Below are 13,445 nucleotides of genomic sequence, written 5' to 3'. Positions count from 1 at the left end.
GGTGGGTCGTCGAAGCCCTCGGAAACGCGAGGGGCACGAGGTGGACGGGGGCTGGCTTCGGGATTGCTTTGTGCGGCCGTTGCTGCCGGGACCCCCATTCCACCCCGTGCGGCGCTGCCCCCATGAACGAGCACACCCACCCCCCCACTTCGCCGGCCCGGCGCGTACGTGCCTGCCTGCCTGCCGCGGGCCTGTTGGCGCTGCTGTGCGCCGCGCTGGTGGCTCCGGTCGCGTCCGCCGAGCCGGACACGTTCGGGCTGGGCAACGGCCAGGATGGCAACCGGGTCATCAACACCGGCACCGGCACCGTCATCAACAACTATGCGCAGGTGACGGCGAACCTGGCGGCCGGGCAGAGCGTCATCCCGGTGAGCACCACGACGGGCTTCGCGGCCAACGACCTGGTCCTGTTGCTCCAGGCGACGGGCCTCAATCCCATTCCCGCGTCGGGCGACAACACGGGCATCAACCTGGCTGGCAACGCGGTGGGCCGTTGGGAGCTGGCGCGTGTGACCAGCGTCTCCGCGGGGGCGCTCACCATCACCCTCCGCGCGCCGCTCACGAAGTCCTTCGCGGCCAGCGTGACGCAGGTGGTGATGGTTCCCGAGTACCAGACGCTGACCATCAACGCGACGCGCAGCATCGTCGCCCGGGCCTGGGATGGGGCCACGGGCGGCGTCGTGGCGTTCCTGTCGCAGGGCGTGGTCGACAACTCGGGCGGCATCTCCGCGGCGGGTCTCGGGTTCCGTGGCGGCATCTTCCTCAATGGGCAGGGGGATGGCTGCAACGGGTTCGATGCGGAGTTCCCGGATGGCGCGTTGAAGGGAGAGGGTGTGGTGCCCTCCCGCTTCACCGGGCTCGACCCGTTCCCGCCTCCGGTGGGGACGACGGGCTATGGCAACGTGGCCAACGGAGCGGGTGGTGGCATCTGCCATAACTCGGGCGGCGGTGGCGGTGGCGGCGCTGGCTCGGGTGGCAAGGGCGGACGCACGTGGAGCGGGGAGGCCTTTCCGGCGCGCGACGTGGGAGGCCGTGGCGGCGTGCCGATGACGTATTCGCCCGTGGACCACGTGCTCTTCGGTGGCGGTGGTGGCTCGGGACACGGCAACGACAACCTGGGCGGCCGGGGTAATGCGGGCGGCGGCATCGTGTTCATTCGTGCCGCGTCGCTGACGGGCGTGGGGACGATTTCCGCGGATGGCGTGGCGGGCGAGAACGCGCGAGGCGGTGGCAACGACGCGGCCGGCGGCGGCGGCGCGGGTGGCACCCTCTACCTCCGTTTCACGGGGACTCTCACGTGCGGCGCCAACACCGTGACGGCCCGGGGCGGCGCGGGAGGAAGCTCCATTTTCGCCGAGCCCCATGGCACCGGCGGCGGCGGCGGCGGCGGGCACGTGCTGATGCAGGGCTCCACCATTACCTGCACCCCCGCGGTCACCGGTGGTGCGGCGGGCACGCAGCCCGCCGCGGGCGCTCCGGATGGCGTCACGTATGGCTCGGTGGCTGGCAACCCGGGCGTCGTCACCCTCCTGCCGAACGCCTTCCCGGGCCCGCTGGCCGCGCCCGTCGTCATCACGCCCGCCAACGGCTCCACGGTTGGGAACCGTCCTCCCTTCACGGGCACGGCGCCTGCGGGCTCGACGGTGGTCATCTCCGTCGACGGTGTCGAGCTGGCCCGCGTGACGGCCGACGCCTCGGGCAACTTCACGTTCACCCCGACGTCCGACCTGACGAACGGGACGCACACCGTGAACGCGATTGCCGAGCTGCAGGGAGTGACCAGCCCCGTCAGCAACACCAACACGTTCAACGTGGTGACGGATAACATGCCGCCGGATACGACGATTGTCAGCGGTCCGGGCGCGTCGACCAATGCCACGACGGCCACCTTCGACTTCAGCTCCAACGAGAGCCCGGTGACGTACGAGTGCTCGCTGGATGGCGCGGCCTTCACGGCCTGCGCGGATCCGGTGACCTTCACGGGCCTGGCCGTGGGCAACCACACGTTGTCGGTGCGTGCGCGTGACGCTGTGGGCAACGTGGACCCGACTCCGGCGACGTATTCCTGGACGGTGGACCAGACCGCTCCGGACACGACGATTGACAGCGGCCCCGCGGCGGTGACGAGCGCCACCACGGCCAACTTCGACTTCAGCTCCAACGAGAGCCCGGTGACGTACCAGTGCTCGCTGGACGGTGCTTCCTTCGTGGCCTGCACGGACCCGCAGTCCTTCACGGGGCTGGTGGACGGCAACCACACGCTGGCCGTTCGCGCGGTGGACGCCGCCGGCAACGTGGACCCGACGCCCGCCACCTACGCGTGGCGCGTGGACACCACGCCTCCGGACACCATCATCGTGAGCGGCCCGTCCGGAGTGACGGCCTCCACGACGGCCAACTTCGACTTCAACTCGCCCGAGAGTCCGGTGACGTATCAGTGCTCGCTGGACGGCGCGGCCTTCGTGGCCTGCACCGACCCGCAGTCCTTCACGGGGCTCGCCCAGGGCAACCACACCCTGGCGGTGCGCGCGGTGGATGCGGCGGGCAACGTGGACCCGACGCCCGCCACCCGCTCGTGGACGGTCGACACGGTGGCTCCGGACACCTCGTTCACCAGCACTCCACCGCTGATGTCGAACTCGGCGGTGGCCAACTTCGACTTCAGCTCCAACGAGAGCCCCGTCACCTACGAGTGCCGCCTGGACGGCGCGGCGCTGTTCACCCCGTGCGCGGACCCGCAGACCTTCCCGGGCCTGTCGAACGGCAGCCACACGCTCCAGGTTCGCGCGGCGGACAGCGCCGGCAACGTGGACCCGACGCCGGCCACGTACACGTGGACCGTCGACACGGTGCCTCCGGACACGGTCATCGACAGCGGCCCCACGGGCTCGACGACCTCGACCAGCGCCACGTTCGACTTCAGCTCGCCTGATAGTCCGGTGACGTATGAGTGCTCGCTCGACAATGGCACCTACGCGGCGTGCACGGACCCGGTGACCTTCACGGGCCTCGCGGATGGCAGCCACACGCTGTCTGTTCGCGCGGTGGATGCGGCGGGCAACGTGGACCCGACGCCGGCCACGCGGACCTGGACGGTGGACCGCAGCGCTCCGGACACGACGATTGTGAGCGGCCCGGCCACGGTGACGAACGCCACCACGGCCACCTTCGACTTCAGCTCCAATGAGAGCCCGGTGACGTATGAGTGCTCGCTGGATGGCGCGGCCTTCACAGCGTGCACGGACCCGGTGACCTTCACGGGCCTGGCCCAGGGTGGCCACACGCTGTCGGTGCGTGCGCGTGATGCGGCGGGCAACGTGGACCCCTCGCCCGCGACGTACTCGTGGACGGTGGATACCACTGCCCCGGACACGACGATTGTGAGCGGCCCGCCCGCGCTGACGAACAGCGCCAGCGCGACGTTCGACTTCAGTTCCAACGAGAGCCCGGTGACGTACCAGTGCTCGCTGGACGGCGCGGCCTTCGCGGCCTGCACGGACCCGGTGACCTTCACGGGGCTGGCCGATGGCAACCACTCGCTGGCCGTTCGCGCGGTGGATACGGCCGGCAACGTGGACCCGACTCCGGCGACTCACACCTGGACGGTGGACCGCACCGCGCCGGATACGACGATTGTTACCGGCCCGGCGCTGATGACCAACGCCACCACGGCGACGTTCGACTTCAGCTCCAACGAGAGCCCGGTGACGTATCAGTGCTCGCTGGACGGCGCGGCCTTCGCGGCCTGCACGGACCCGGTGACCTTCACGGGTCTCTCGGAGGGCGGTCACACGCTGGCGGTTCGCGCGGTGGACAGCGCCGGCAACGTGGACCCGACTCCGGCGACGTACTCCTGGACGGTGGACCGCACGGCGCCCACGCGCCCGGTGGTGACGGCTCCGGCGGATGGCTCGGTGGTGCCGACGCAGCAGCCGACGTTCACCGGCACGGCGGAGCCGGGCACGGTGGTGACGGTGGTGGTGGACGGCCAGGTGCTGGGTACCGCGCCGGTGAATGCCTCGGGTGCGTGGAGCTTCCCCAGCCCGGTGGCGTTGGAGCAGGGCCCGCACACGGTGGTCGCCACGTCCATGGACGCGGCGGGCAACGTCAGCGAGCCGAGCAACACGAATGGCTTCATCGTGGACACGGTGCGTCCGGACGCGCCGGTCATCGAGCGCCCGGCCGACGGTGCGACGGTGGCCACGCGCCGCCCGACGTACCAGGGCACCGCCGAGCCCAACGCCCAGGTGACGGTGACGGTGGACGGCCGCGTGGTGGGCACCGTCACCGCGGATGGTAACGGCCGCTGGAGCATCGTGGAGACGACGGACCTGACGGACGGCTCGCACACGGTGGACGCCACGGCGACGGATGCCGCGGGCAACATCAGCGAGGCGACGTCGCATGACTTCCTCGTCGACACCACCGCGCCGGACACGCTCATCGTCTCCGGCCCGGCCTCGCGCACCAACGCGACGTCCGCCACCTTCGACTTCGACCAGGTGAACGGCGGCGTGCGCTACGAGTGCAGCCTGGACGGCGCGGCCTTCACGGCGTGCAACGACCCGAGCACCTTCACGGGCCTCATCGAGGGCAACCACACGCTGGCCGTGCGCGCCGTCAATTCGACTGGCACGGCGGACCCGGAGCCGGCCACGTACGCGTGGACGGTGGACCTGACGGCGCCGACGCTGCCCACCATCGAATCTCCGGCCGACGGCGACACGGTGGGCACCGCGACGCCCACGGTTACCGGCACCGGTGAGCCAGGCAGCAGCATCTTCCTGGAGCTGGGCGGCGCCACGTATGGCCCGATTCCGGTGAATGCCCAGGGCGAGTGGACCTTCACCGTGCCCGTGCCGCTGGCCGAGGGCCCGTACACGGTGACGGCCACCAGCGTGGACGCGGCGGGCAACACGGCCGGCCCGGTGACGAGCACCTTCATCGTCGACCTGACGGGCCCGGACACGCTCATCGTCTCCGGCCCGGCCTCGCCCACCAACGCGACGTCGGCCACCTTCGATTTCGACCAGACGGGCGGTGGCGTCTCCTACCAGTGCAGCCTCGACGGCGCTTCCTACGTGCCGTGCACGGACCCCAGCACCTTCACGGGCCTCGCTGACGGCGAGCACGTGCTGCTGGTGCGCGCGGTGGACGCGGTGGGCAACGTGGACCCGACGCCCGCCGAGCACCGGTGGACGGTGGACACCGCCGAGCCCGACACGCTCATCGACTCGGGCCCCGCGCTGGTGACCAACTCCACGACGGCCACCTTCGACTTCGAGGCCTCCGAGCCGGGCTCCACCTTCGAGTGCAGCGTGGACGGCGCGACCTTCGTGCCGTGCACCGACCCGGACACCTTCGCGGGCTTCGCCGAGGGTGAGCACACGCTGGCCGTGCGCGCGGTGGATGCGGCCGGCAACGTGGACCCGACGCCGGCCACCTATACGTGGACGGTGGACCTGACGGCTCCGGCCGTGCCCGTCATCGTCACGCCGGCCAACGGCGCGGTGCTGGACTCGGGCGTGGTGACAATCTCTGGTACGGCGGACGGCGCCACCTCGGTGACGCTGACGCTCAACGGCGTGACGTATGGCCCCATCCCGGTGGATGCCTCGGGCAACTGGACCTTCACGCCTCCGGCGACGCTGGCGGATGGCCCGTACACCATCTCGGTGGTGGCGGTGGACAACGTGGGCAACACGAGCGGTCCGGCGACCTCCACCTTCACGGTGGACACGTCCGCTCCGGACACGGCCATCGACAGCGGCCCGGCGGTGCTGACTCGCGAGACGACGGCGAACTTCACGTTCTCCTCGAACGAGAGCCCGGTGACGTACGAGTGCTCGCTCGACGGCGGGCCCTTCACGGCCTGCCCGGCGCAGGCGAGCTTCGGCCCGCTGGCCGACGGCGACCACACCCTCGCGGTGCGCGCGGTGGACGCGGCGGGCAACGTGGACGCGACGCCGGCCACGCACACGTGGACGGTGGATACGCAGGCGCCGGTGGTGACGCTCACCACGCCCGCCAGTGGCGCGGTGCTGACGAATCCGCAGGTGACGTACTCCGGTACGACGGAGCCGGGCGCCACGGTGACGGTGGTGGTGGACGGCGTCCCGGTGGGCACGGTGACGGCGGATGCCGGCGGCAACTGGACGCTGCCGGTGGGCACGGTGCTGGCGGAAGGCCCGCACTCCGTCACCGTCACGGCCACGGATGAGGCGGGCAATACCAGCCAGCCCGTGACGCACGCGTTCACGGTGGACGCGCTGCCGCCGGACACGTTGTTCACGTCCACGCCCCCGGCGCTGACGAACAGCACGAGCGCGACGTTCGGGTTCGGCTCGGACGAGTCGCCGGTGACGTACGAGTGCAGCCTGGATGGCGCGGCCTTTACCGCGTGCCCCGCGGCATACACGCTGAACGGCCTGGCCGAGGGTGAGCACATCCTGGCGGTGCGTGCGCGGGACACGGATGACAACGTGGACCCGACGCCGGCTACGTACTCGTGGACGGTGGACACCACGGCGCCGGATACGGTCATCGTCAGCGGCCCGGTGCTGGTGGACGCGCCGACCACGGCCACCTTCGACTTCGACCAGACGGGTGGTGGCGTGGCCTACGAGTGCCGCGTGGACGGCGCGGCCTTCGTGCCGTGCTCCGACCCGAGCACCTTCACGGGCCTGGCCTCGGGCAACCACACGCTGGCGGTGCGCGCGGTGGATGGGGCGGGCAACGTGGACCCGACGCCGGCCACGTACACCTGGGCGGTCGCCGCCGACACGGACGGCGATGGCCTGACGGACACCGAGGAGATTGCGCTCGGCACCGACCCGAACAACCCGGACACGGACGGTGACGGCCTGACGGACGGCATCGAGGTCAAGGTCGGCGAGACGGACCCGCTGGACGACGACTCCGACGACGACGGCCTCATGGACGGCACGGAGGACGCCGACCACGACGGCATCGTCGACGCCAATGAGACGGACCCGAACATCGCGGACACGGACGGCGACGGCCTGACGGACGGCCTGGAGTTGGGCCTGACGCAGCCGGAGGGCGACGACACCGACCCGGCGCACTTCACGCCGGACGCGGACCCGAGCACCACGACGAATCCGCTCAACGCCGACACCGACGGTGGCAGCGTGCGCGACGGCGTGGAGGACGCCAACCACAACGGCCGCGTGGACGAGGACGAGACCGACCCGCTGGCGGCTGCGGACGACAAGGACGCGGACGGTGACGGTGTGGATGACGACACCGAAATCGAGCTGGGCACCGACCCGCACGATGCGGACACGGACGATGACGGCGTGCTGGACGGCGTGGACGGCCTGACCGACACGGACGGCGACGGCCTCATCGACGCCAGGGACCCGGACAGCGACAACGACGGCATTCTCGACGGCACGGAGCGCGGTGTGACGCTGGAGAACGCTCCGGCTGACACCGACACCTCGTCGCCCAACTTCCGCCCGGATGACGACCCGAGCACCACCACCGACCCGAAGAAGGCGGACACGGATGGCGACGGGCTCAACGACGGCGAGGAGGACGCGGACCACAACGGTCGCGTGGGCACGACGGAGACCGACCCGAACAAGGCGGACACCGATGGCGACAGCCTGAACGACGGCACCGAGGTGCGGGGCGCCAACCCCACCAATCCGCTCGATGCGGACTCGGATGACGACGGTCTGCAGGACGGCGTGGAGGACGCCAACCACAACGGTGGCCTCGACAACGGCGAGACGGACCCGAACAACCGCGACACGGACCAGGGCGGCGCCAACGACGGTGAAGAGGTCAATGGCGGAAGCAACCCGCTGGACGCCATGGATGACTTCATTGTCGTGGGCCGTGGCTGCAGCACGGGTGGGGCGGGCACCTTCGCTCCGCTGGCGCTGCTGCTCCTCGCGCTGCCGCTGCTGGGCCGCCTGCGCCGCGCGGGCCGGCGGTCCGCGCGGGCGCTGGTGGCGGGTGCGGCCGGTGGCGTGGCCCTCACGGGCGCGCTGGTCGCTCCGGCGGCCGCGGCGCAGGTGCCGGCTTCGCAGGCCATCGACGTGCAGCAGTACAAGCCGGGGCCGGGCGCCGGGGACATCCTCGGCGTGCACAGCGCCCGCGTGCAGAGCCACCTCAACTGGAACGTGGGCCTGTCGCTCAACTACGGCGACAAGCCGCTCGACTTCCTCGACCCGAGGCAGGACCGGTTCATCACCGCGCTGGTGCGCAGCCAGGTGGGCCTGGACCTGATGGGCGCGGTGGGCCTGTTCGACCGCTTCGAGCTCGGCGTGCTGCTGCCGGTGACGTTGCAGGACTCGGAGCCGGCGCCGCAGGTGGACTCCAGCTTCTCCAACGGCGTGGGCTCGGGAGGCATCGGTGATTTGCGCCTGGTGCCCAAGGCGCGGCTGTTCGAAAGGGACTCCTTCGGCCTCGCGTTGGTGGTGCCGGTGATTCTGCCCACCGGTGGCGCTTCGGACTTCCTCGGAGGCTCGGGCGTTGGCGTGCAGCCGCGCCTGGTGGCCGAGTATGGCCAGCGGCTGCGCCTCGCCGCCAACCTGGGCGTGGACCTCCGCAAGCAGCAGCAGCTTCGCAACCTGGTGACGGGCAACGCGCTGGCCTTCGGTGTCGGCGCGGAGCTGCCCTTCACCCTTCGCGACGTGCCGCTGTCCGCCGAGGCCACGTTGGTGGGCGCCATCGGCTTCAAGGAGCAGGACGTCGAGGAGCGCCCGTTGGAGCTGCTGGCGGCGCTGAAGTACCGCGCGCTGAGCGGCCTCTCCGCGCACCTGGGCGCCGGCCCCGGCCTCACGCGCGGCTATGGCACGCCGGGCTTCCGCGTCCTCGCGGGCCTGAGCTATAGCCCGCCGCCCTCGCGTGAGCCCGAGCATGTCGCCCCGCCCGCGCCGGTGGACACCGACGGCGACGGCCTGATGGACCCGCAGGACCGCTGCCCCGTGGAGGCCGAGGACAAGGACGGCTTCGAGGACTCCGACGGCTGCCCCGACCCGGACAACGACCAGGACGGCATCCTCGACGGCGCCGACAAGTGCATCAACGCCCCGGAGTCGAAGAACGACTTCCAGGACGAGGACGGCTGCCCGGACGAGGTGCCCCCGCCGATGGACTCGGATGGCGACGGCCTGCTGGACCCGGACGACGCGTGCCCCGCTCGGGCCGAGGACAAGGACGGCTTCCAGGACGAGGACGGCTGCCCCGACCCGGACAACGACAAGGACGGCTTCGCGGACGTCGTGGACAAGTGCCCGAACGAGGCCGAGGTCATCAACGGCGTGGAGGACGAGGATGGCTGCCCGGACAAGGGCAAGGTGAAGGTGCTCGTGGACGGCGAGCGCATCCTCATCCTGGAGAAGGTCTACTTCGCCACGGGCAAGGACGTCATCCTCGCGCGCTCCTTCCCTCTGCTGAAGCAGGTGGCCGCGGTGCTGCGCGCCAACCCGCAGGTGGAGCTCGTCCGCATCGAGGGCCACACCGACGACCAGGGCAACGACGCGATGAACCTCGACCTGTCCCAGCGCCGCGCCGCCAACGTGCGCCAGTTCCTGGTCACCGAGGGCATCCTCCCGGTGCGCCTGGAGGCGGTGGGCTATGGCGAGACGAAGCCGGTGGACACCAACAAGACGGCGGCGGGCCGCGAGAACAACCGCCGCGTGGAGTTCACCATCCTCCGCGTGGGCAAGGTGGAGGTGGAGCGCGAGGCCCAGTGAAGTACCGGCCATGACGGCCCGGTGAGCACTACCGGATGATGCGCGAGGGTGGTCCTGGACATGGCTCCGGGACCACCCTTCGCGTTTCAACCCACGCGTGATTCCGACCCGCGGAGGCGTACCGCTTTTCGCGAGTCAAGAGGTGAAGTGCACCCACCGCGCCGCACCGCGTGCACGCGGAGTCGCTGCGTAAGTGCGCGTCAGGACTCGGAGGTGACGCATCCTGCTACAGGCGCGTAGCGGAATACTTGCCAAAGAGCGGGACTTGCTGATGATTGTGGAGGTTGGGAGTGCGCGCGCTGCACCGCGCCGCTCCAGCTGAAAGGACCGCCATGGATCAGTTCGATCAGAACAAGCAGGCCGCCAAGATTCGGGTCGTGGGGGCAGGTGGGGCCGGCTGCAACGCGGTCAATACGATGATTCTGTCGAAGCTCGACCGGGTCGACTTCATCGCCGCCAACACGGATGTGCAGGCGCTCGCGGCGAGCAAGGCCCCGACGCGCCTCCAGCTCGGTCAGACGCTGACGAAGGGCCTGGGCGCGGGTGCCAATCCGGAGATGGGCCGCGAGGCCGCGCTGGAGTCGAGGGACCAGATTGCCGCGGTGCTCGAGGGCGCCGACATGGTGTTCGTCACCGCCGGTATGGGTGGCGGCACCGGCACGGGCGCCGCGCCCATCATCGCGGACATCGCCAAGAGCCTGGGGTGCCTCACGGTGGGCGTGGTGACAAAGCCCTTCCTCTTCGAGGGCAACAAGCGCCGCAAGCAGGCCGAGCAGGGCATCGTGGAGCTGAAGGCCGCGGTGGACACCCTCATCACCATTCCGAACCAGCGCCTGCTGTCGCTCTCCAACGAGCCCATGCCGCTCCTGGAGACCTTCAAGCGCGCGGACGAGGTGCTGCTGAACGCCGTGCAGGGCATCAGCGACCTCATCCAGTACCACGGCTACATCAACGTGGACTTCGCGGACGTGAAGACCATCATGAGCGACAAGGGCTTGGCGCTCATGGGCACCGGCCACGCGTCCGGTGACAAGCGCGCGCTCACGGCCATGCAGCAGGCCATCTCCAGCCCGCTGCTCGAGGACGTCTCCATCGACGGCGCCACCGGCCTGCTCATCAACATCACCGGCGGCCGCGACATGACTCTGCAGGAGGTCAACGAGGCGCTGACGCTGGTGCACGACGCGGCCGACAGCGAGGCCGAAATCATCTTCGGCTCGCTCATCGACGACCAGATTCAGGACGAGGTGAAGATCACCATCATCGCCACCGGCTTCGTCCACCGCGACGCGCCCAAGGCGCGCCCCGTGGCGCCGGTGGTGCAGGTGCCCATGTCCCGTCCGACGCCGGCGGCCCTCGCCAATGCGCGCGAGGAGGTGGCCAGCCTGGTGCCCGCCAAGGGTGGCGCCCCGCGGCCGCTGTCCGCCGTGGAGGGCGGCAAGGCCATGAGCACGCGCACCGCGGTGGTGAAGGACGCCGCGCTGCCGCTGGACGAGGACCAGTTCGACATCCCCACCTTCCTCCGGCGTCAGGGCCAGACGGAGCTGCCGTAGCAGGGACGGCGGGGAGGTGGCGCGGGGGCCGGTGCTAGTGGCCCGGAAGCCGCGCCACGCTCGCCTCGTCGCGGCCGGCCAGCGTGTCCGCGCGGTCGAGGAGGTCATCCACCTCCTCGTACAGCGCGTCGACGGTTTCCGGACGCCGGGGCGCGGGCAGCACGCCCATGCCGGACAGCTCCTCCAGGCGCGCGTTGGCGCGCTGCAGGAGCTGGAGGGCCTTCAGCAGGGACAGTCCGCGCTGCGTGCCCTCCTGGGTGAAGAGGGTGCCGCTCTGCGTGAGCGCTTCGAGCGTGGTGCGCACGCTGCGGACGCGGTCCGCCTGCTTGGAGCGGTAGAGGTCCAGCCGCTTCGCTCGCCGCGCGCGGTGCAAATCGACGACGCCGCCAGTGCCTGGGGAAGAGGGGGGCTTCACGTGCGGCAAGGTACGTCAGGGCCTCGCAACCCCGCAAATTTACGGGACTGTACCAACCTGTTGCGCGCTCTCCCGCATGCTTGTCACGGAAGGGGTCGAGGGTTAGGTTCGCCGCCCTTCGTAGGGGAGGCCGACCGCCATGTTCCAGAAGCTGCTCATCGCGAACCGGGGAGAGATTGCCCGCCGCATCGGCGTGGTGGCCCGGGGGATGGGTCTCAAGACTGTCGCCGTCTACTCGGACGCCGACGTGGACCTGCCCTTCGTGAAGGAGGCGGATGAAGCCGTACGCATCGGCCCCGCCGCCGCGAAGGACAGCTACCTGGACATCGCCGCGATTCTCGACGCCGCGAAGAAGACGGGCGCCCAGGCCGTGCACCCCGGCTACGGCTTCCTGTCCGAAAATGGAGAGTTCGCCCAGACGTGCGCGGACGCGGGGCTCACCTTCGTGGGCCCTCCGCCCGCCGCCATGGCGCGCATGAAGGACAAGAGCCAGGCCCGCAAGCTGGTGGCCGCGGCCGGTGTGCCGGTGGTGCCCGGCAGCGACGGCGTGGTGCCGGACGTGGCGGGCGCGCTCGCCGCGGCGGAGCGCATCGGCTACCCGGTGCTGTGCAAGGCCGCCAGCGGTGGCGGCGGCATCGGTATGGCCGTCGCAAAGGACCCGGGTGAGCTGGAGAAGGTCTTCCGCCAGTGCACGGACCGCGCGAAGGCCGCCTTCGGCAAGGAGGGCGTCTACCTGGAGCGCTACTTCCCCGCGCCGCGCCACATCGAGGTGCAGATTCTGGGAGACCACCACGGCCACCTCATCCACGGCCTGGAGCGCGAGTGCTCCATCCAGCGCCGGCACCAGAAGGTGGTGGAGGAGGCCCCCTCCGTGCTGTTCGCGGACGGGAAGAACGCGGCCCTGGCGCAGACGCTCTTCAACGCCGCCGTCACCGCCGCGAAGACGTTCGGCTACGCCAACGCGGGCACGGTGGAGTTCCTCTACTCGGACGGGCAGGTCTACTTCATCGAGATGAACGCCCGCCTCCAGGTGGAGCACCCGGTGACGGAGCTCACCACGGGGCTGGACCTCATCGGCTGGCAGCTGCGCATCGCCGCGGGCGAGCGCCTCACGGTGAAGCAGGAGGACGTGAAGCGGCGCGGGGCGGCGCTGGAGTTCCGCATCTACGCGGAGGACCCGGTGAAGTTCTTCCCCTCGCCGGGCCCGCTCAAGGTCTTCCAGCCCCCCACGGGCGAGGGCGTGCGGCTCGACTCGGGCTACGCCGAGGGCAACACCGTCACGCCGAACTACGACCCGATGATTGCCAAGCTCATCATCAGCGGCGAGACGCGCGCGCAGGCCATCGAGCGCTCCGTGAAGGCCCTCCAGGACTTCCGCATCGAAGGCATCAAGACGAACATCCCGCTCCACCTGCGCATCGTGCAGGATGCGGCCTTCCGGGCCGGCGAGCTGGACACGCACTTCCTGGAGCACCACGCGAAGCCGGCGTAGAGCATCCAGCCCCACCCCCACCCCTGAGGAGGAAGGTTTCATGGCGGACGTCGCGGCGCACATCACCGGTACGGTGTGGAAGATTGAGGTGAAGGTCGGCCAGCAGGTCAACGCGGGCGACACGCTCGTCATCCTCGAGTCCATGAAGATGGAGATGCCGGTGGAGGCCGAGGAGGGCGGCGTGGTGAAGGAGATTCGCTGCAAGGAGTCGCAGTCCGTCAACGAGGGCGACGTCCTCGTGGTGCTCGGCTAGC

5 protein-coding genes are annotated in these 13,445 nt (G+C 70.4%); 4 read left to right on the top strand and 1 reads right to left on the bottom strand.

Going from position 1 to position 13,445, the window contains the following annotated elements:
- Positions 1-122: 122 nt before the first annotated feature.
- A complete protein-coding gene (agmC, locus tag ACVTJA_RS39420) occupies positions 123-9,731 on the top strand; it encodes an adventurous gliding motility protein AgmC (protein ID WP_465828119.1) in 9,609 nt (3,202 codons plus the stop codon).
- 332 nt (positions 9,732-10,063) lie between these two features.
- Entirely contained in the window at positions 10,064-11,284 is a 1,221-nt protein-coding gene (ftsZ, locus tag ACVTJA_RS39415; protein WP_465828116.1) for a cell division protein FtsZ, read from the top strand.
- A 34-nt stretch (positions 11,285-11,318) separates the two neighbouring features.
- Here the strand turns inward: ftsZ and ACVTJA_RS39410 are convergent, their stop codons facing one another.
- Positions 11,319-11,708, bottom strand: a complete 390-nt coding sequence (locus ACVTJA_RS39410; RefSeq protein ID WP_465828114.1) for a hypothetical protein — start codon at positions 11,706-11,708, stop codon at positions 11,319-11,321.
- Between the two features lie 130 nt (positions 11,709-11,838).
- Here ACVTJA_RS39410 and ACVTJA_RS39405 point away from each other — a divergent pair, with 130 nt between their 5' ends.
- Both ACVTJA_RS39405 and ACVTJA_RS39400 read left to right on the top strand, forming a co-directional pair.
- On the top strand, positions 11,839-13,191 hold the full coding sequence (locus ACVTJA_RS39405) for an acetyl-CoA carboxylase biotin carboxylase subunit (protein ID WP_465828112.1): 1,353 nt from the start codon (positions 11,839-11,841) through the stop codon (positions 13,189-13,191).
- Between the two features lie 40 nt (positions 13,192-13,231).
- Entirely contained in the window at positions 13,232-13,444 is a 213-nt protein-coding gene (locus ACVTJA_RS39400) for a biotin/lipoyl-binding carrier protein (protein ID WP_206725623.1), read from the top strand.
- Position 13,445: the final 1 nt, after the last annotated feature.

The sequence above is a fragment of the Pyxidicoccus sp. M6 genome (assembly GCF_055568925.1).
The sequence above is the reverse complement of the archived record's forward strand: the minus strand, read 5'-3'. Positions and strand labels throughout refer to the sequence as shown.